We start from the raw sequence: 19572 nt of genomic DNA, 5'->3' as shown, positions 1-19572 counted from the left end.
ACCCAATGGGAGCACAGCTTCGGGTCTACAAGCGCCGCATCCGCTCCGTCACCGCGACGAAGAAGATCACCAAGGCGATGGAGATGATCTCCGCGTCGCGCATCGTCAAGGCGCAGCGCGCGGTGGCCGCCTCCACTCCGTACGCCGACGAGCTCACCCGCGCAGTGACCGCGGTGGCCACCCGGTCCACCGCGAAGCACCCGCTGACCACCGAGAACCCGAACGCCTCGCGCGCCGCCGTCCTGCTGATCACGGCGGACCGCGGCCTGGCGGGCGGTTACTCGACCAACGCCATCAAGCAGTCGCTGGCGCTCGCCGCCCGCCTCCGCGAAGAGGGCAAGGAAGTGGTCACGTACATCGTCGGCCGCAAGGGCGTGGGCTACTACGGCTTCCGCAACCTCGCGGTGGCGAACTCCTGGACCGGCTTCTCCGACAAGCCGACCTACGGAGACGCCAAGACGGTCGCGGCGGACCTGATCGAAGCCTTCACGGCGGAGACCGGCGGCGTGGACGAGCTGCACCTGGTGTCGACCGAGTTCGTGTCGATGCTGACGCAGAACGCGGTGGACCACCGGCTGCTGCCGCTGAAGCTCGACGAGGTCGAGCTGAGCGACGGCGCGCCGGCCAAGAACCAGATCTTCCCGCTGTACGACTTCGAGCCGTCGGCGGAGGGCGTCCTCGACGCGCTGCTGCCGCGGTACGTCGAGAGCCGGATCTACAACGCGCTGCTGCAGTCGGCTGCCTCCGAGCACGCCGCCCGCCGCCGCGCCATGAAGAGCGCGACGGACAACGCCGGCGAGCTCATCAAGTCGCTGACGCGGCTTGCCAACTCGGCCCGTCAGGCCGAGATCACCCAGGAAATCAGCGAGATCGTGGGCGGCGCGAACGCGCTGGCCGACGCTAGCGCGGGGAGCGAATGAGTATGACCACCACTGTTGAGCCGACCACGGCGACGGGCCGCGTCGCGCGGGTCATCGGCCCGGTCGTCGACGTGGAGTTCCCCGTCGACGCCATCCCGGACATGTTCAACGCCCTGCACGTCGAGGTGGACAACCCCGACGGCTCGGGCAAGAAGACCCTGACCCTTGAGGTCGCCCAGCACCTCGGCGACGGCCTGGTCCGCGGCATCTCGATGCAGCCGACCGACGGCCTGGTCCGCGGTTCGCAGGTCACCGACACCGGCGCGGCGATCTCCGTCCCGGTCGGCCAGATCACCAAGGGCAAGGTGTTCAACGCCCTCGGTGAGGTGCTGAACGTCGACAAGGCCGAGTTCGAGTCCCAGGTGCAGGTCAAGTGGCCGATCCACCGCAAGGCCCCGAACTTCTCCGAGCTCGAGTCGAAGACCGAGATGTTCGAGACCGGCATCAAGGTCATCGACCTCCTCACCCCGTACGTGCAGGGTGGCAAGATCGGTCTGTTCGGTGGTGCCGGTGTCGGCAAGACCGTGCTGATCCAGGAGATGATCTACCGCGTCGCCGAGAACTTCGGTGGTGTGTCGGTGTTCGCCGGTGTCGGCGAGCGCACCCGTGAGGGCAACGACCTCATCGACGAGATGGTCGACTCGGGCGTCCTGGACAAGACCGCGCTGGTCTTCGGCCAGATGGACGAGCCCCCGGGCACCCGTCTGCGCGTCGCGCTCTCCGCGCTGACCATGGCGGAGTACTTCCGCGACGTCGAGAAGCAGGACGTGCTCCTCTTCATCGACAACATCTTCCGGTTCACCCAGGCCGGTTCCGAGGTGTCGACCCTGCTCGGCCGCATGCCCTCCGCGGTGGGCTACCAGCCGAACCTGGCCGACGAGATGGGCCTCCTGCAGGAGCGCATCACCTCGACCCGCGGTCACTCGATCACCTCGATGCAGGCGATCTACGTCCCCGCGGACGACCTGACCGACCCGGCGCCGGCCACCACCTTCGCCCACCTGGACGCGACCACCGTTCTGTCGCGCCCGATCTCGGAGAAGGGCATCTACCCGGCCGTCGACCCGCTGGACTCCACGTCCCGCATCCTCGACCCGCGGTACATCTCGGCGCTGCACTACGACACCGCCGTCCGCATCAAGGGGATCCTGCAGAAGTACAAGGACCTCCAGGACATCATCGCGATCCTCGGCATCGACGAGCTGTCCGAGGAGGACAAGGTCACGGTGCAGCGGGCCCGCCGCATCGAGCGCTTCCTCTCGCAGAACACCTACGTGGCGAAGCAGTTCACCGGTGTCGACGGCTCGACCGTCCCGCTGTCGGAGACCATCGAGGCCTTCAACGCGATCGCGGACGGCAAGTACGACCACGTCCCGGAGCAGGCCTTCTTCATGTGCGGTGGCATCGACGACCTCGAGCGCAACGCCGCCGAGCTGCTGAAGAAGTAACCGCAGGCCGGTTGCACGGCAGACCGAACCGTTGAGGGGTGGTCCCCGGCTCTCAGTCGGGGGCCACCCCTCACCGCTGGATCTGCTGTGATCCCGGTCATTTACACGGCCTTGGTTTCGTTCCGGGGCCGCGTGACCGTTATTCTTACCGAAACTGCCGAGATCGCCGCCCGTTCGCCCGGGTGCCCGAGGACCGGCAAGAGCCAAGGAGCCCACGTTGGCTGAGCTGCACGTCGAGCTGGTCGCAGCCGACCGCAAGGTGTGGTCCGGTGCGGCCACCATCGTTGTCGCCCGCACGGCCTCCGGTGACACCGGCATCATGCCCGGCCACACCCCGGTGCTGAGCGTGCTGGAGACCGGTCCGGTCACCATCCGCACCACCGACCAGGGCACGATCGTCGCCGCGGTGCACGGCGGCTTCATCTCGTTCGCCGACAACAAGCTGTCGATCCTCGCCGAGATCGCCGAGCTGGCCGACGAGATCGACGTCGCCCGCGCCGAGCGCGCGCTGGAGAACGCCAAGACCGACGCGGACTCGCACGCCGAGCGCCGCGCCGAGGTCCGCCTGCTCGCCGCCGGCGGGCTCAAGGCGCACCACTGAGCCTGATCTCGACGACGGTCCCGGGGACGCCTGGAGCGTGACCCCGGGACCGTCGCATCAGTTGGTAGGAATGGGCGGTCGTGCATCGACCGCCACGGGGACGAAGGCAGCGAGGAGGTAGGTGAGCATGGTCCTCGCCCTTGTGGTGTGCGCGTCGGTCGTGGTCCTCGCCATCGCCGGATTGGTCGGTTTCGCGGTACGCCGCCGCCTCATCCAGCGGGTGGGCGGCACCTTCGACTGCTCCTACCGCCTCAAAATGCCGGCCGACGCCTCCACCCAGCCGGATCTCGACGAGAACGGCCGACCCACCTCCGCCCCGGTCCCGCAGACCGACGGCAAGGGGTGGGTTTTTGGTATCGGCCGCTACAGCGGCGACTCGATCGAGTGGTTCCGGGTCTTCTCCTACGCGCCCCGGCCGCGCCGGGTGCTGCCGCGCACCGAGATCGAGGTGCTGGGCCGCCGCTACCCGCAGGGCCAGGAGGAACTCGCCCTGCTGTCCGGCTCGGTGGTGCTGCGCTGCCTGCACAAGGGCGCCCCGCTGGAGCTGGCGATGAGCGACGACGCGCTGACCGGCTTCCTGGCCTGGCTGGAGGCGGCGCCGCCCGGACAGAGGGTCAACGTCGCGTAGCGACGGACCCGCAGGCGGGGGTCCCCCCGGCCGGAGGCTGGGGGACGGGTCAACGTCGCGTGACGTTCGGCTCAGTGAGCCGCCGTTAACACGGTTCGGCGGGCCCGCTAGGCTGCGGGCATGGTGAACCTCACGCGCATCTACACCCGGACCGGGGACGACGGCACGACCGCGCTCGGCGACATGAGCCGGACCACGAAGACCGACCCCCGGCTGATCGCGTACGCGGACACCAACGAGGCCAATGCGGCGCTCGGCGTGGCGCTGGCCGCCGGGGAGCTGGACGACGAGCTGGTCGCGGTGCTGACCCGGATCCAGAACGACCTGTTCGACGTCGGCGCGGACCTGGCCACCCCGATCGTCGAGGACCCGAAGTACCCGCCGCTGCGGGTCGAGCAGTCCTACGTGGACCGGCTGGAGGGGGACTGCGACCGGTTCCTGGCGGAGTTGGAGAAGCTGCGCAGCTTCATCCTGCCCGGCGGGACGCCCGGGGCGGCGTACCTGCACCTGGCGTGCACGGTGGTGCGGCGGGCCGAGCGGGCGACCTGGGCGGCGATCGAGGAGCACGGGGAGAGCGTCAACCCGCTGACCGCGAAGTACCTGAACCGGCTGTCCGACCTGCTGTTCATCCTGGCGCGGACCGCCAACAAGGAGCGCGGCGACGTGCTGTGGGTGCCCGGCGAGAACCGCTGACGCGCGGTCACCTCTCCCGCTTGGGGAAGACCGTGTAGCTGGCGGCGACCAGCAGGTTGATGCCGACCACCAGGCCCATCCGCGGGTACCAGGAGTCCAGCGCCGCCGTCCGGGCGCCGTCGCCGACCAGCCACTGCACGCCCGCCACCAGCGCCACCGTGACCGCCGAGGCGAGCAGCGTCAGCGCGAACACGCCCCACTCGTAACGGGCCCGCGGCGCACCGTACTTCGGCATCCCGGCGGGTCTCGGGCCGCCGGCCAGCCGGTGCGCGGCGTGGCCGTCGGCCCAGCGGACCAGGCGGTGGCCGTAGGCGAGCGAGAAGCCGACGTACGCGGCCGCCAGGCCGTGCGTCCAGTCGGCGGTGGCGCCGCCGCGCAGGTCGGCGACGGTCGCGCCGAGGATCACCAGGTCGACCACCGGGAGCAGCGCGAGCAGCACCGCGCCGGTGCGGCGCAGGCGCAGCCCGTACCGGGCCAGCAGCCCGGCGGCCAGCACCACCCAGAAACCGACCTCACCCGCCACGATCAGGGAAACCATGCTTCGATCCTGCCGCCGCGCGGGTTCCGGCACATCGTCCGGCCAGTCGACGGGGGCGTGCGACTTTCGGCGGACGGCGGGTCGTCCGACCGGTCGTTCCGGCAGGTCGGAAGGAGTGCTGGGATGGGCCCCGTGAGGCTCACCGACCGCCAGGAGGACCTGGCCATCGCCGCCGCCGGGCTGCTCGGCGGCCTGCTGCTGCTCGCGTTCGGCGCCTACGACGCCCGGCCGGGGCTGCCGGTGTGGGCGGTGGCGCTGCCGCTGGCGGCGATGGCGGCCCTGGAGGTGGTCCGCCGCCGGCGGACGGTGTGGACGGTGTGCCTGGGCGGCGTGCTGTTCGGCGCCGCCGTGTACCTCGGCTCGCTGATGGCCACCCTGCTGATGTACACCGACCTGTTGTACGCGGCCACGCTGTACGGCCCGGTCCGGATGAGCAAGGTGCTGCAACTGACCGGCGCCGCCGCCACCCTGGTGCTGTCCGGACTGACCTGGCGCTACGGCTCGGTGCCCGGGGCGTTGTTGGTCGCGGTGTTCTGCGGGCTGGTCTTCCTCGCCCCGGTGTGGACCGCCGACCTGCTGCGGCGGCACCGGGACCGGGCCGAGACCGAGCGGCTGCGGGCCGAACAGACCGCGCTGCTGGCCGAGTTGGACCGGCGCGGGGCGGTGGTCGCGGAACGCGCCCGGATGGCCCGCGAGCTGCACGACGTGATCGCCAACCACCTGTCGGCGATCGCCATCCACGCCACCGGCGCGCAGGCGGTGGCCCGCCGCCAGCAGCGGGAGCGGGACGAGCCGCTGGTGGCGGCGCTGGCGGTGATCCGGGAGAACAGCGTGCAGGGCCTGGCCGAGATGCGCCGGATGATCGGTCTGCTGCGCGCGGCCGTCCCCGAGGAGCCCTACGCCGAGCCCCGGCTGGCCGCCGTGGACGTGCTGCTGGAGCAGGCCGGGGCGGGCGGCCGGGCGGCCGGGCTGCGCTTCGAGGCCGAGGAGTCGGGCGAGCGCGGCGAGCTGCCCGCCCCGCTGGAACTGGCCGCGTACCGGATCGTCCAGGAGTCGCTGACCAACGCGGTCAAGCACGCCGCGCCCGGCCCGGTGCGGCTGGAGATCCATTACGGGGAACGGGAGTTGGAGATCTCGGTGAGTTCCGCCTACCGGCCGGGCGAGGGGCGGCCGGTGCCCGGGGCGAAGGCCGGGCTGGTCGGCATGGGCGAGCGGGCCCACCTGCTCGGCGGGGAGTTCGCCGCCGGGCCGGACGGGGAGCGGTGGACGGTGCGGGCGGTGCTGCCGCGGACGGCGGACGGGGAGCGGGCGTGATCCGGGTGCTGGTGGCCGAGGACCAGGCGGCGGTGCGGACCGCGCTGGTGATGATCCTGCGCGCGGAGGACGACCTGGAGGTGGTCGGCGAGGCGGCCGACGGCGAGCAGGCCGTCCGGCTGGCGCGGGAACTGCGGCCCGACGTGGTGCTGATGGACGTCCGGATGCCCCGGATGGACGGCGTCACCGCGACCCGGGAGGTGGTCGCCGCCGGGGCCGGGCAGGTGCTGGTGCTCACCACCTTCGACCTGGACGAGTGCGTGTGGGGCGCGCTGCGGGCCGGCGCCGCCGGGTTCCTGCTCAAGGACCTGGAGGCCCAGGCGCTGGTCGACGGCATCCGGACGGTCGCCCGCGGCGACGGCATGCTCGCGCCGTCCGTCACCCGACGGCTGATCTCCTCCTTCGCCCGGACCCCGGGCCCGCTGCCGGACGCCGCCGGAGCCGCCGGGCCGGCCGCGCTGGAGGCGCTGACGCCCAAGGAGCGGGAGGTGCTGGGCTGCCTCGGGGCAGGGCTCTCCAACGCGCAGATCGCCCGGCGGCTGCACACCGCCGAGGCCACCACCAAGACGCACGTCAGCCGGATCCTGGCCAAGCTCGGCCTGCGCAGCCGGGTGCAGGCCGCGATCCTCGCCCAGGAACTCGCGGTGCCCGTCCCCGGGGAGGACTGAGCGGGACGGGCCCGGAAGGACTGGGCGGGACGGGCCCCGGGGAGGGCTGAGCGGGACGGGGGAGCGGGGCGGCGAGCGGGAGGGGTGCAGATCACACCCCCTCCGGCGCAGATCACACCGCCGGATCGCACCACGGCGGGCGCGCTCCCACTAGAGTCCGGCGAGAGCGATGCCGCTCCCGCAGGTGGTCCGTGCTGCCCGGGTGCGGGACGTTCTGGGCGGCCGGGTGAGTTTGCTCACGGTCCGCCCCGCAGACGGGTGATTTGGGCGGTAATCGAGCGTAGGTGTGAGGTGATCCTGCGTATATTCCCTCGGACGGGTGAAGTTGAGGGGCAGTCCGGCGGGTGACAGCAACCTGCGGAACTGGTTCGCCGTCAGATTCAGGAAGGGGCCGGTGCGCGGACACGGCCCCACGGGGCACGGACGTCCCCCGGGGTGCGAACGGCACCGTGGAGCGGGCGCACGGCAGGCGGCCGAGGAGGAGGACAGCATGCGCATCACCGGCGACCACGCCGAACTGGCCATCGAAGGACGGCTCGACGTGCGCAGCGCCGCCGACGCCAGGGCGCTGCTGCACGCCGCCGTCGACGGCGGCGAGGGAGACCTCGTCCTCGACCTCGGACGCCTGGAGTTCTGGGACGCCACCGGGCTCGGCGTCATCATGGGAACCCACCGCCGGGCCGGCCGGGTCGGGCGCCGGCTGGTGCTCCGGGACGTGCCCGTGCAGTTGCAGCGCCTGCTGGTCGCCACCCGGCTGCACCGGATCCTGGCCGTCGAGGGCGCCGTGCCGGACTCCTGCGGGACGACGCTCCCCGCGCTCGGCTAGGCCCCCGCGGGCCGATCCCGCCGGAGGGGCCCCGGCGCCCCCGCCGGGAGTTCGTGTGCGGACCGGCTAGGTGCCGGAGCCACCCCTGTGTGGTGATGCGCCGCGCCCGTGTGGGAAAGTCTCCGCTCAGGTGTCCGAGTGGCGGGGAGCAGCGACGTGGGTCAGCCGAACGGGGAGTTCCGGGGGGACGGGGTGCGCCCGCGGAGCGGCGAACTGGTCAGCGGGGAACGGCTGGTGGTGGTCGGCGGGCCGGAGGGCTCGGAGGCCCGGCACTGCCCCGACGAGTGGATGCCCCAGCCCCGGCGGATCCGCGGACTCGTCCAGGCCCGGCCAGAACTGGGCCCCAGTCCGGCCGTCGGCCCGCTCGCCCTCGGCGCCGGCCCCGGCGACCTGCGGCTGCTGGACCGCGAGGGCGACATCGAGGCGCTGGTCGAGCAGCTCCGGGCGGGCCGCTCGGTCCAACTGGTCGGCCAGGCCGGTTCGGGCCGCTCCGCGCTGCTCGCCGCCGTCGCCGAAGCCGCCGGGGAACTCGCGCCGGACGGCGTGGTCCGGCTCAGCGGCTACCACCGCACCGTCCCCGACCTGCTGCAGGAACTCTTCGCCGTCACCCACCAGGCCCCCGACTTCCGGCCCGACCGGGAACAGCTCGCCGAACTGCTGGCCGGCGTCGCCGCCGTGGTCGTGATCGACGACGTCGAACCCGGCGGCGAGGAACTGGAGGAACTGCTCGCGCTCGCCCCCGAGTGCGCCTTCCTGATAGCCGCCGCCCCCGGCGGCCCGCCGCCCGCCCCCGGCTCGCGGCTGCGCGACCACCTGGTCGCCGGCCTCTCCCGCCCCGCCTGCCTGACCCTCGCCGCCCGGCTCGCCGGCCGCCCGCTCGACGAGACCGAACGGGCCTGGGCGGTCGACCTGTGGTTCGAGTCCGAGGGCCTGCCGCTGCGCTTCGTCCGGGCCGCCGCGCTGCTGCGCCAGCGCGACGTCACGGTGGACGCCCTGGTCGCCGCCCAGGAGGAGCGCCGCAGCCTGTTCGGCTTCGTCCAGGAGTACGAACTGCCCCGGGACCCGGCCGAGTTGGAGCGCGAACTGCGCCACCAGGTGCCGCTGCCCTCGGTCGGCGAGAGCGCCGCGCCCGCCCGCCGCCTGGTACAGGGGCTGAGCGAGTCCGCCCGGCTGGTGCTGCGACTCGCCCTCGCCCTCGGCGGCGAGTGCCCCACCGCCCCGCACCTGCCCGCGCTGGTCGACGTCGGACTCGGCGAGAGCGCCCTGCAGGAACTCGTCGAAGCCGGACTCGCCGTCTCGGTCGGCGGCCACCACCGCCTCACCGAAGGCGTCCTGGACGCGCTGCTCCCCGAGGTCGAGGACGACGTCAACGGCCTGCCCGCGCCGTTCGCCCCCGGCGGGATCGCCCACGGCGCCGCCGAACACCTCTCCTGGTGGGTCGGACACGCCTCGGTGTCGACCCGCCAGGTCGCCGCCGAGGCCGAGGTGATCATCGCCGTACTGCTCGCCGAACGGGACGCCGACCGCCCCGAGGAAGTCCTCCGGCTCGCCCGGGCCGCCGCCCCCGCACTCGCCCTGTCGCTGCGCTGGGGCGCCTGGGAACGCACCCTGCAACTCGGCCTGGAAGCCGCCAGGATGCTCGGCGCCACCGCCGAACAGGGCTGGTTCCACCACGAGTTGGGCGTGCACGCGCTCTGCTCGGGCCACCCGCAGCGGGCCGTCGCCGAACTGGAGGCGGCCATCGCGCTGCGCGCGGCCGCGGGCGAACAGCGCGGCGCCGCCGGGGCCCGCCGGATGCTCGACCTGATCCGGATCGAGGAGACCGCCGCGCTCACCGCCGGCTCCGACACCGAACCCGCCCGCCGCCGCCGCTCGATCCGGGCCATCGCCCAGGTGGTGCCCGGCCGGCTGCGCAAGCGGGCCCCGCGCGGCGCCCGCAAGACCGCGCTGCTGGCCGGCGCGGCGGTGATGGCGCTCGGCGTCCTCGGCACCGCGATCGGCGTCGCCGCCACCGGGGACGACCGCCCCGCCGGCGGCGACGCCGGCAACTCCACCGAGGACCTCCCCCCGCTCGACCCCACCACCAGCCCCCGCAGCACCTCGCCCGCCCCGACCCCGTCCACCACCGACAGCCCCTCCGCCACGGACAGCCCCAGCGTCAGCGACAGCCCGACCGCCTCCGCGAGCACCTCGGCGACGAACAGCCCCACGGCCCCCCACAAGCCGAGCAGCACCCCGACCACGACGAGCACCACGACGAAGGCGGGGACGACCACACCGCCGACCACCAGCACGTCGACCAAGCCGACGGACCCGGGGAAGCCGACCGACACCGGAAAACCCACGCCGACCCCGACCCCGACCCCGACTCCGACTCCCACCCCCACGCCGACCCCGACGCCCACCCCCACGCCGTCGTCCACCGAAACGCCCTAGCGAGCCGTGTGGCAGCCCGTCAGCGTGCCAGCAGTCGCTCCGGGCTGAGGTCCCCCCGGGCGAGGAGGCGGGCGTACGGGCCCGGGACGGGTGGGCGAGGAGGTCGGGGGTGTCCGGGCCGAGGGTGCGGCGCAGGAGGCGGTGGGCGACGCCCGGGGAGGGGGAGCGGGCGCGGAGCCGGGTCTCGGCGGCGGACGGCCGCGCCGCCCCGGTGGGGCGGCCCTAGAACAGCTTGAGCTTGTCGTCGTCGATGCCGCGCAGCTCGTCGTAGTCCAGCACGACGCAGCCGATGCCCCGGTCGGTGGCCAGCACGCGGGCCTGGGGCTTGATCTCCTGGGCGGCGAACACGCCCTTCACCGGGGCCAGCAGCGGGTCCCGGTTGAGGAGTTCGAGGTAGCGGGTGAGCTGCTCGACGCCGTCGATCTCGCCGCGGCGCTTGATCTCCACGGCGACCGTGGTGCCGTCGGAGTCCCGGCAGAGGATGTCGACCGGGCCGATCGGGGTCGGGTACTCGCGGCGGATCAGCTGCCAGCCGGAGCCGAGAACCTCCATCCGGTCGGCGAGCAGCTCCTGCAGGTGGGCCTCGACGCCGTCCTTGATCAGGCCGGGGTCGACGCCCAGTTCGTGCGAGGAGTCGTGGTGGACGTCCTCCAGGGTGATGATCAGCTTCTCGCCGGCCTTGTTGGTGACCGTCCACACGCCGTCGGCCTCCTTGAGGGAGCACGGCGGCGACATCCAGTTCAGCGGCTTGTAGGCCCGGTCGTCGGCGTGGATGCTGACGCTCCCGTCGGCCTTCACGATCACCAGGCGCACGGCGGAGGGCAGATGTGCAGCGAGGCGGCCCGCGTAGTCCACGGTGCACTTGGCGATGACAAGACGCATGGGGACAAGCCTAAGGCCCGCCGGGAGTGCCCCGGTCCGTGTTCGATTCCGGGGGGCTCCGGCGGACCGCCCGGCGCGGTGGGGCCCAGGCGGCGCAATCCCGAGACAGCCGGTCCGGCCGGGCCGGGCCCGGGAGCCGTTTGAAGCGAGTGCGCGCACGGCGGGTGTCGCCCGGGCGGGAGCGGCGAAGCATGGTGACCGCACGGCTGCGCGCGGTGAGGGGGCCAGTTCGGCGCGGTGGGTTGGGACACGTCGGATTCCGGCCAATCTCGTCCCGGAAGGGGCGTTCCGGGCGGCAATCCACCGATTCACCAACCCGGGTGAGGGGGTGCCTGCCACGCTGGTCTGACCCCCCGGACCGAACCCGACGCGCGGCGTCCACCGATCCGTCGCACCGTCACCACTCGAACAACGCGCGCGGTTCACCCGCACATCCGTCCCAGCACCCCCAGCACCCCCTCGGCACCCACGGCGCCACCCTCACCGCACCACCGCACCACCCCGGCACCACCGCCCCGGCGATCCCGCCGGAGCGGACCACGAGAGGAGAACCCATGTCGCTCGACGTCTCACCGGCCATGCTGGAGAAGGCCGAACGAGGCGAGGTCGACGAGCGGGAGTTCGTCGACTGTGTCCGCACCTCGCTGCCCTACGCCTGGGACATGATCAGCTCGCTGGTCGCCCAACTCAAGGTCGACGGAACCGACTTCGCCGACAACGAAGTCCCCCCGCCGAGCGAGCAGGAGCGCGGACAACTGCTCCGCGCGCTGGCCAGCGACGCGATCCGGGGCGCCCTGCAGCGCCACTTCGGCGTCCGGTTGGCCTTCCAGAACTGTCACCGGGTCGCCGTCTTCGCCCCCGGCCCCGACGCCGACGAGCGGCTGGCCCGCTTCACCTCGGTCCGGGCCCAGCTGCTCAACCAGTCGCCGGAGCTGCGCGACTGCTGACCCGGCGTCAGCGAACCAGGCCGCCCGCACCCGCTGACGAGGCGTCAGCGGCCGCGTACGGCCGCCGAACGCGGGCCCCCCGGTCCCAGTCGCCCGGGGCGGCCCGCGGCCGGGCGCGGGCCCGTAGCGGCCCGTGGCGGACCTCAGGAGAGCTGCGGCAGCACCTCCGCGCCCAGCCGGGCCAGGTTGTGCAGCGTCGCCGCGGTGTCGCCCGAGCCCTCGGCGAGCAGCGCGAAGCGCCGGATGCCGGTGCGCTCCGCCGTCGCCAGCAGCCGGTCCGCGCACTGCCGGGGCGTGCCCACCGCGTGCAGGTCGCAGAGCAGTTCGGTGTACGCCCGCGGGTCGCGCATCGAGCGCTCCCGGCCGTCCACCGTGCGGTGCGCGCCCAGGCCGTGCGCGAAGAAGTCCGGCATCGTCCGCAGCAGGCCGGCCCGGGCCGCCCCGGCCCGGTCGTCCACCTGCGCCACGCCCGCCGCCACGTGCTCCCGCTCCACCCGGGCCAGTTGCTCCTCGCCGCGCCCCGCCGCCCGCCAGGCCGCCCGGTACGCCGCCAGCATCTCCCGCTTGTCCTCGTCGCCCGCGTGCATGCCCAGCAGCATCGGCAGGCCCCGCTCGGCGGCCGTCCGCACCCCGCCCGGCGAGGTGCAGGCCACCACCACCGGCGGGCCCGACCGGGCCGGCGCCGCCTCGTCCTGGCGCTGGCGCGGGATCACCGCGCCCTCCAGGCCCAGCCAGCCCGCCAGGTCCGCCCGCCGGGCCGGCTCCGCGGCCCGCGGCACCACCGCCACCTCCGGGAACGCGAACTGCTGCCCCGCCGCCCCCACCCGGGCCCCGCGCAGCCAGCGCAGCAGCAGGTCCAGGCGTTCCGGGAAGCCCCGCTCGTACGCCTCCAGGCCGCCGCCGAACACCGCCAGGTCGATCCACGGGCCGCCGCGCCCCACGCCCAGGGTGAACCGGCCGTCCGAGGTCAGGTGCAGCAGCGCCGCCTGCTCGCCCAGCGCCACCGGGTGACGGGTGCTCAGCACGCTCACCGCCGTCCCCACCCCGATCCGCCGGGTGCGGCCCAGCAGCATCGCGGCCAGCGTCGCCGCGTCCGGGCAGACCCCGTACGGCACGAAGTGGTGCTCGGCCAGCCACACCGCGTCCAGGCCGGCCCGCTCGGCGGCCAGCGCCGCCGAGACCGTCCGGTCCAGCGCCTCGCCGTGGCTCTGGCCGGGGAACTGCGCGGACAGCAGGAAGGCACCGACCCGGACCGCGTCCGTGCCGGCGCCCGGTGCCTGCTCCGCCGCCGCCCGTTCGGCCGGCACCACCCCCGCGCCAACCGTCCGCGGGGCGGCGGAGCGGGCTTCGGGCCGGGGGGTGGTCTTCGTCATCGGGTGCCTGCCTCGATCGGTGCCGCGCAGGGTCCGCGGGCCCCGCCGTGTCACCACGTGAGTAACCCATGTCATGTGCCAATGGCACGCCGAACCCCCGAAAACTCCGGGGAAGGGTGGATTACCCCGGAAACCCGGGCGCCGGACCCGCCCGCCGTGCTATTGGGGCTGGTGGGACGTCCGGTGACGCGGGCAGGCCCGGTCCGCCCCGGGTGCGGCGGACCGGGCCTGCCGGTGCGGGGCTGCGGTCAGGCGCCGAAGCCGAGGGCGTTCGCGGTGGTGACGTACTTGTCCGCGAGCGCGTCGTAGTAGGAGGTGTTGGGCAGGACACGCGCGCTGGAGTCGGTGAAGGTGTAGGCGGCGGTGTCCAGCGCACCGCCCGGGGTGTGGCCGACGGAGACCGCGGCGGCGAAGTCCACGGCCATGTCCGCGTTGCCGTTGAACGGGACGGCGCCGCTCGTCGGGCAGGCGTTGTCGGCCGCGTTGGAGGAGCCGCAGCGGATGTAGTTGTTGACGGTCCGCCGGACGGTGTCCTGTTCGGGCGTGATGCCGTCCCAGGACGGGATGGTGGCGATGTAGACCTTGACGAAGGTCCAGCCGGTCGGGTCGTCGTCGGTGCGGCGCTTGCGGATCTGGTTGCTCAGCGCGGTCAGCCGGTTCTCGACGTCCACGGCGCTGACGTTGTTGGAGATGTCGGCCGCACCGTTGGAGATCAGCACCGCGCGGGTGAAGCTGTTCTCCAGGACGTTGCGGTCGGTGGGGTTGCCCGCGGATTCCGGGGCGAGCGGGTTGGCGGCGCTGGACAGCGGCTGCAGGTAGTTGTTGGGGAGGTACCAGCTGCTCTTGCCGGCGCTGACCACGCCGTACGGCGTGTGGTTGCCGATCGGGTCGGCCGCGTAGGCGTCGCTCAGCCGCTTGAAGACCAGGTCGTTCAGGTGGTGCGAGTTGTCGCTGAGCGCGGTGTCGCTGTTGACGGTCTGGTCCCCGTACAGCACCAGGGTGCCGTTGCCGTTGGAGACCGGGGTGACGTCGACGGCGCTGAGGTAGGGCACGCCCGGCACGCTGACGGTGAAGGCGCTGCCGGAGGTGTCGCCGGTGTGGTCGCCGGTGTTCTGCGGGGTCGCCCAGACCGATTGCTGGGGCGAGCCGTGGGCCGGCACGTTCGGCACCGCGCCCTGCAGGTGCATGCTGACCAGGACGGCGGAGCCGTCGGTGACGTTCATGGCGATCGGGTCGCTGAGCACGTCGCCGCCGATCGGGATGGTCACCGACGCGGAACCGCCGAAGGTCAGCGGCAGCGGGGTCGAGCCCGCGGTGGAGCCCGCGCCCTGCGTGGCGACCGAGACGTGCGGCAGGGTCACCGGCGACTTGCCGAGCATGTTGGACAGCCGGATCCGGACCTTGCCGCCCGCGGTGTTGCCGACCGTCAGGTGGGCCGGGACGCGGATGGTCTGGTCGGTCCAGGTGCCCATGTTCCAGTCCTGCCGGGCGGCCCAGGAGCCCACCCAGTTCGGGACGTTGCTGCCGTTGGCGTAGGCCGACTGGCGCAGGCCGACACCCATGATGTGCAGCGCGTGGTTGCCCGGCTGGGCCTTGGCCGTGACCACCGGCAGCTGGATCGAGGCCAGCGGGACGCCCGGGCAGGGCAGCGGTACGGACAGCGTCACGGGCTGGGCGACGCGGGTGCTGTTGGTGGCGGTGCCCGGCAGGTTGACGCCGGTGAAGGTGACGGCCGGTGCGACCGAACCGGTGCCGGCCCAGTCCGGGACGTAGTCCAGCGTGTACGGGTAGGTCGTCGTCTGGCCGCAGGTGCTGGCGCCGTTGACCGTCGGGTAGGTCACGCTGCCGGTGGCGTCGATCACGTTGCCGCCGGTGGCGAAGGCCAGGAACACCAGCGAGTTGCCGCTGTTCGCGGTGCCGGTGGTGTCCACCGTCACGGTCTGGCCGCTGGAGAGGATGTTGTCGCCCTTGCCGACCGCGTAGTTCGGGACCTTCATCGGGGCGCCGTTGATCGAGATCGGGAGCCCCGGGGTCCAGCCCGCCGCGGCCAGCTGGCCGGCCGACATGCTGACGCCGCCGCCGTCGGCGTCGGCGGCGTCGTGGTTGGAGTCGGAACTGATCGCGGTGTTGTTCAGGCAGGCGGTCAGGTCGGTCAGCTTGCAGGTGGCGCTGGCCGGGCTCAGCCGCAGCGTGTCGATGCCGATCTGGTAGCCGCTGGAGGAGGCGTGCTTGCCCGTCACGGTCGCGGTCAGGGTGTGCACGCCCTGGCTGAGCTGCACCGGCTTGCCGGACGCGTCCTTGGGCATCCCGAAGTCCGCGTACAGCAGGTTGACGCCGGTGCTGTAGCCCTCCCAGTCGGCACCGGCCGCCGGGCCGGGCAGGGTCACCGCGTTCGGAGTGCCCGCGTCCAGGACGAAGCGGCTGCGCCCGTAGCCGGGGGCGGTGAGCAGGCTCGCACCGAGCGTCCAGTACCCCTTGTGCGGGACGTCGAAGGACAGCTTCGCGGAGTCGTTCACCGACACCGGGGAGCTGCCGTTGCCCAGGACCGCCTGCTTCCCGGGGTACGCCACCGAAGAGCTGAACAGCGAGCCGGTGGTGCTGGCGGTGCCCGCGGGGACCGCGCTGGTGCTGCCGTCGTCGTTGGTCGCGGTGTAGCCGCTGACCAGCTTGTCACCGCCGACCAGGACCGGCGTGGTCAGGCCCGCCCAGAAGCCGTAGTCGGCCTGGACGGAGGTCAGACCCCCGAAGTCGACGGCCTTCACGTACAGGCGGTGCGGACCGACCGTGCCGGGGGCGAACCGCACGCTGGCGAGCGCGCCGCTGGACACCCAGTACTGCTGCCTCCGGACGAGCTGCTGCCCGGGCTGCCAGGTCGGCGGCTGGCTCTGCTGGCTCCAGGTCGTCGACGAGAGGTCCGAGTCCAGGGAGAAGATGTATCCGGCGACGTTGCTCAGCCAGTCCGTGGTGAAGTTGAAGGTGCCGGCGGAGTCGTACGCGGCGCCGAACATGCCGTCCGGGAACTCGGGCGAGGAGACGGCCGGCTTGGGCGGCGGCGTGCTGTCGACCGTGAACACGTGCCACGGGGACCACCCGGACCACATGTTGCCGTCCTTGCTGTGCGTCACACCCCGCCAGGCGTAGGCGCCGTCCGGCAGCCCGTTGTACGTGTAGGGGCCGCCGGTCGCGGAGTACCCGGAGAACAGGCCGGTCGCCCACGCGGTTTGGGCGGAGCCGCTCCACCAGGTCCAGATCTCGTAGCCGGACTGCACCTGCTCGCCGTCGGTGTCGCCGCCGGTCGCCTTCATGGTGACGCTGGACGAGTTGACGAAGTCGCTGCCGGCCAGGGCGGACACCACCGGGGAGATGGTGTCCTGGCCGTCCAGGTACGGGGCCCGGTAGTAGGTCACCGACCAGTACGTCCCGGAGGGCTTGAGCTTCTTCCACTGGTTCATCTTCGACTCGTCCTCGGCGTCCACCTCGAAGGTGTGCCACCCGCCGCTGGCCGCGCCCTGCGCCGCGCCGGTCACGTTGAATTCGACCGTGCCCGGCCCGCCGCAGTTGGTGCCCCCGTTGCCGTTGCAGCTCCACTGCGTCTGGACGAAGTTGGACGAGCCGCTGCCGGGCTTGTTGCTCCAGCTCAGGTTGCCCGGGAGGTCCGCGTCGTTCCACACCTGGACCGGCTCGGCCGCCGAGTTCGCGGACCAGGTGACGTACGGGTAGAACTTCGCGTCGGTGACCGAGGCGCCCTGGAAGCCGCTGGTGTTCATGGTGAAGTACGACCGGTGCACCGAGTAGCACCAGGAGCCGCAGTTGGTCCAGTTGCCCAGGTAGCCGATCTTGGCCTCGTCGCCGGTGGTGGCCTTCCAGCCCTTGTCGTTGATCGAGGCCCAGGAGACCACGGACGGGTTGCCGGACCAGGCGGGGTCGATGTACAGCGGGTACACCGTCTCCTTGCCGGCCAGCAGGTCCTTGTCCGGAGTGATCGAGATCTCCCCGGCGGAGACCTTCATCCCCATCCGGGTGGTGTGCGCGCCGGAGCCCGGCCCCCTGGTGCTGGACGGGAGGTGCTCGACGGGCAGGTCCTTCGCGGGGGTCGCGGCGCCGTCCTGCTTCCGCTCGCCGGACGGCGACTTGGCGGCCACCCCCCGGCCCTCCTCGGCCAGCAGCTTCTCACTGGCAGCCTTCGCGGCGGCCAGCTCGGCGGCGGACGGCATCGCGTCGGTCGCGGAGTCCCACACCAGCGGCGGGTCCGCGCGGAACACCGTGTTGCCCTTGGCGTCCTTGGCCTCGGCGTCACCGGAATCCGCCTGGCCGAGCGTCACCCCGTCGGTGCGGGTGGCGAGCTTCAGGGTGGCCAGCGCCGGGTTGGCCGCCGCGGCGGCGTTCTTCACCACCAGGACCTGGCTGAACCCGTCCGGGCGCGCGGTCACCGCCAGGTCCACGTCGGGGAGGATCCCGGGGTAGGTCGCGGTGTCCCCGTTCACCACCGGGGCGGGCAGCGCGGTGGGCCAGGTCAGCGACACCGACTTGCCCTCGCGGACCATGGTCACCAGGGGAGCCGTGCCGCCCGCCGAGAACGACACGTCGGCGTCGGTGGCCCCGGGCGCGATCCGGCCGTCGGCCCGCTTGGCCAGCTTGGTGTCCACCGGCACCCAGGCGTCGTTCTTCCGGGCCCGGACCGGCGCGCTGTCCTGACGCATGGTGAACGTCCCGTCGGGGTTCGCCACGGTCTGCGCGTTCTCGGTGGTCAGCTCGTCGACCACCACCGGCTTGCCGGCCTTCTTCGCGGCCGCCGCCGCGGCCTGCTGGGCCTCGGCGATCCGCAGGTCCACCCGGGGAGCCTGCTTGAGGTCGGCCGGGACCGCCGGTGCCTCCTCCGCCCGTGCCGCCACGCCGGTACCGGCCAGCAGCCCGGCCGTCAGCGCGGCCGTCGTCGCCGCAGCCGCCCACCTGCGCCCCGTCCCCGTCTTCCGCGGCCCTCGGCCGCACACAAACATGAAATAGGCCATTCCGGCCCTTCCCCCCAATTCCGTACCGAGGCGTGCCGCGATAGCGCGCCCGTGCGGTGAGCATTCTGACGGTTGATTGCAGCTTTTCCAGGTCTTTGGACGACCCGGATCGGCGCGGGCTGTCTATTTTGGCCAGTCATGGTCCGAAATGTGTTGACATCGAGCGGAGGACCGTCTTCAAATTGTGACTTCCCCATGCAGAGTTGAGCCAGAGTCAGCTGACGGTGCATCAAAGCTACACATAGTCACCGCAAATGCAGATCGGTGATCATCCCGCTTGGATGGGTCGATAGCCCGCCGGGGCGGTTGATACGCTTCGAATACGGACATTTCAAATTCCCAGGTTATTGCCTTCCGGATTCCCTACGATTGCCGCCGCACTGCCCAGTGCCATGATCAGGGGAGGGAACTTTGAGGACGGAACGTCTCTCGCATGCGAGAGGAAAACGGCGATTGCGGGGCAGAGGGGGCATGTCCGTACTGGTGGCGCTCGCGCTGCTGACCGGTGCCGCGCCCGGCGTCGCGTTCGCCGCGCCGGCGGCCAAGCCGACCCCGCCGGCCCTCGACCGGGGGAAGCAGGTCCCCTACACCCGGGGAACGGCGGGCAAGGAGATCAAGACCGCCGACTACCGCAAGTACGACCCGGCGGTGGCGAGCAAGCTGCCGGCCGCCGGCGCGGCCGTCGTCGACCTCTCGGCAGAGGAGCCGGCCGTCGCGGCGAAGTCCCGTTCGGCGGACGGCGGCCGGTCGTTCGTCCGGGCCGGTGCGCTGCCGGTCCTGGTGCGGGACGCCGCCCGGGGCGCCAAGTCCGAGGCCCCGGCCGCCGGATCGGCGCCGAAGGTGCGGGTCGAGTTGGCGGACCAGTCCGTCGCGCGGCGCGCGGGTGTGCACGGCGTGCTGTTCTCGCTGGGCGCCGAGGGCGGCGCGGGCGCGTCGGCCACCGACGTGACCGTCGATCCGTCGTCGTTCCGGGCGGCCTTCGGTGGTGACTACGCGGCGCGGCTGCGGCTGGTGCGGTTGCCGGCGTGCGTGCTGACCACGCCGGAGCGGGCGGAGTGTCAGGCGCAGTCGCCGGTGGAGGCGGTGCCGGAGGTTCCGTTGTCGGCCCGGGTCGAGCTGTCGGCGGCGGCGGGGGAGGGCGGGGCGGGGCTCCGGCTGTCGTCGCTGGAGTCGACCCCGGCCGGTTCCGGTTCCGGTTCCGGTTCCGGTTCCGGGGCGATGGTGCTGGCCGCGACCTCGGCGCCGGACGGGTCGTCGGGTTCGTACTCGGCGACCACGCTGTCGCCGAC

General features: G+C 72.8%; 14 protein-coding genes and 1 pseudogene. 11 read left to right on the top strand and 4 right to left on the bottom strand.

Annotated elements, in window-relative coordinates:
* Positions 1 to 5 precede the first annotated feature (5 nt).
* The 5 genes from ABD345_RS35020 to ABD345_RS35000 all read left to right on the top strand — a co-directional run bounded on the left by ABD345_RS35020 (position 6) and on the right by ABD345_RS35000 (position 4290).
* Complete coding sequence (locus ABD345_RS35020) at positions 6 to 920, top strand: F0F1 ATP synthase subunit gamma (protein ID WP_344558231.1); 915 nt, start codon at positions 6 to 8, stop codon at positions 918 to 920.
* Positions 921 to 922: 2 nt separating this feature from the next.
* Positions 923 to 2368, top strand: a complete 1446-nt coding sequence (gene atpD, locus ABD345_RS35015; RefSeq protein ID WP_344558230.1) for a F0F1 ATP synthase subunit beta — start codon at positions 923 to 925, stop codon at positions 2366 to 2368.
* A gap of 217 nt (positions 2369 to 2585) precedes the next feature.
* Positions 2586 to 2969 carry a F0F1 ATP synthase subunit epsilon gene (locus tag ABD345_RS35010; protein ID WP_344558229.1) on the top strand — a complete coding sequence of 128 codons (384 nt, stop codon included), beginning with the start codon at positions 2586 to 2588 and terminating at the stop codon, positions 2967 to 2969.
* A 127-nt stretch (positions 2970 to 3096) separates the two neighbouring features.
* Positions 3097 to 3597, top strand: a complete 501-nt coding sequence (locus tag ABD345_RS35005; protein ID WP_344558228.1) for a DUF2550 domain-containing protein — start codon at positions 3097 to 3099, stop codon at positions 3595 to 3597.
* 120 nt (positions 3598 to 3717) lie between these two features.
* A complete protein-coding gene (locus tag ABD345_RS35000) occupies positions 3718 to 4290 on the top strand; it encodes a cob(I)yrinic acid a,c-diamide adenosyltransferase (protein WP_344558226.1) in 573 nt (190 codons plus the stop codon).
* A 7-nt stretch (positions 4291 to 4297) separates the two neighbouring features.
* Here the strand turns inward: ABD345_RS35000 and ABD345_RS34995 are convergent, their stop codons facing one another.
* Entirely contained in the window at positions 4298 to 4828 is a 531-nt protein-coding gene (locus ABD345_RS34995) for a hypothetical protein (protein WP_344558224.1), read from the bottom strand.
* A gap of 123 nt (positions 4829 to 4951) precedes the next feature.
* On the opposite strand from ABD345_RS34995, the gene ABD345_RS34990 reads away from it, so the two are divergent.
* The 4 genes from ABD345_RS34990 to ABD345_RS34975 all read left to right on the top strand — a co-directional run bounded on the left by ABD345_RS34990 (position 4952) and on the right by ABD345_RS34975 (position 10072).
* Positions 4952 to 6142 (top strand): sensor histidine kinase, encoded by a 1191-nt coding sequence (locus tag ABD345_RS34990; RefSeq protein ID WP_344558222.1) that lies wholly within the window; start codon positions 4952 to 4954, stop codon positions 6140 to 6142.
* Positions 6139 to 6810, top strand: coding sequence for a response regulator (locus tag ABD345_RS34985; RefSeq protein ID WP_344558220.1), 672 nt, complete (start codon positions 6139 to 6141; stop codon positions 6808 to 6810). The genes ABD345_RS34990 and ABD345_RS34985 overlap by 4 nt, the downstream gene beginning before the upstream one ends.
* Before the next feature lie 490 nt (positions 6811 to 7300).
* Positions 7301 to 7636 carry an STAS domain-containing protein gene (locus ABD345_RS34980; protein WP_344558218.1) on the top strand — a complete coding sequence of 112 codons (336 nt, stop codon included), beginning with the start codon at positions 7301 to 7303 and terminating at the stop codon, positions 7634 to 7636.
* A 156-nt stretch (positions 7637 to 7792) separates the two neighbouring features.
* On the top strand, positions 7793 to 10072 hold the full coding sequence (locus tag ABD345_RS34975; protein WP_344558217.1) for an ATP-binding protein: 2280 nt from the start codon (positions 7793 to 7795) through the stop codon (positions 10070 to 10072).
* A 222-nt stretch (positions 10073 to 10294) separates the two neighbouring features.
* Here ABD345_RS34975 and nucS read toward each other — a convergent pair whose 3' ends face one another.
* Positions 10295 to 10954, bottom strand: coding sequence for an endonuclease NucS (gene nucS, locus ABD345_RS34970; RefSeq protein ID WP_344558216.1), 660 nt, complete (start codon positions 10952 to 10954; stop codon positions 10295 to 10297).
* Positions 10955 to 11508: 554 nt separating this feature from the next.
* On the opposite strand from nucS, the gene ABD345_RS34965 reads away from it, so the two are divergent.
* Entirely contained in the window at positions 11509 to 11901 is a 393-nt protein-coding gene (locus ABD345_RS34965) for an SCO5389 family protein (protein ID WP_344558214.1), read from the top strand.
* A 143-nt stretch (positions 11902 to 12044) separates the two neighbouring features.
* Here ABD345_RS34965 and ABD345_RS34960 read toward each other — a convergent pair whose 3' ends face one another.
* Together ABD345_RS34960 and ABD345_RS34955 are read right to left on the bottom strand one after the other, a co-directional pair.
* A complete protein-coding gene (locus tag ABD345_RS34960; RefSeq protein WP_344558212.1) occupies positions 12045 to 13274 on the bottom strand; it encodes an LLM class flavin-dependent oxidoreductase in 1230 nt (409 codons plus the stop codon).
* 248 nt (positions 13275 to 13522) lie between these two features.
* Complete coding sequence (locus tag ABD345_RS34955; RefSeq protein ID WP_344558210.1) at positions 13523 to 18166, bottom strand: SGNH/GDSL hydrolase family protein; 4644 nt, start codon at positions 18164 to 18166, stop codon at positions 13523 to 13525.
* Between the two features lie 588 nt (positions 18167 to 18754).
* Here ABD345_RS34955 and ABD345_RS34950 point away from each other — a divergent pair.
* A pseudogene (locus tag ABD345_RS34950) lies at positions 18755 to 19572 on the top strand (hypothetical protein); the annotation flags it as partial.

Origin of the sequence: Kitasatospora saccharophila (assembly GCF_039529925.1) — a bacterium.
GTDB lineage: Bacteria > Actinomycetota > Actinomycetes > Streptomycetales > Streptomycetaceae > Kitasatospora > Kitasatospora saccharophila.
The sequence above is the reverse complement of the archived record's forward strand: the minus strand, read 5'-3'. Positions and strand labels throughout refer to the sequence as shown.

Coding starts and splice junctions, on each gene's coding strand:
- ABD345_RS35020 (WP_344558231.1), top strand. CDS start 6: ATGGGAGCACAGCTTCGGGTCTACAAGCGCCGCATCCGCTCCGTCACC.
- atpD (WP_344558230.1), top strand. CDS start 923: ATGACCACCACTGTTGAGCCGACCACGGCGACGGGCCGCGTCGCGCGG.
- ABD345_RS35005 (WP_344558228.1), top strand. CDS start 3,097: ATGGTCCTCGCCCTTGTGGTGTGCGCGTCGGTCGTGGTCCTCGCCATC.
- ABD345_RS35000 (WP_344558226.1), top strand. CDS start 3,718: ATGGTGAACCTCACGCGCATCTACACCCGGACCGGGGACGACGGCACG.
- ABD345_RS34995 (WP_344558224.1), bottom strand. CDS start 4,828: ATGGTTTCCCTGATCGTGGCGGGTGAGGTCGGTTTCTGGGTGGTGCTG.
- ABD345_RS34990 (WP_344558222.1), top strand. CDS start 4,952: ATGGGCCCCGTGAGGCTCACCGACCGCCAGGAGGACCTGGCCATCGCC.
- ABD345_RS34980 (WP_344558218.1), top strand. CDS start 7,301: ATGCGCATCACCGGCGACCACGCCGAACTGGCCATCGAAGGACGGCTC.
- nucS (WP_344558216.1), bottom strand. CDS start 10,954: ATGCGTCTTGTCATCGCCAAGTGCACCGTGGACTACGCGGGCCGCCTC.
- ABD345_RS34965 (WP_344558214.1), top strand. CDS start 11,509: ATGTCGCTCGACGTCTCACCGGCCATGCTGGAGAAGGCCGAACGAGGC.
- ABD345_RS34960 (WP_344558212.1), bottom strand. CDS start 13,274: ATGACGAAGACCACCCCCCGGCCCGAAGCCCGCTCCGCCGCCCCGCGG.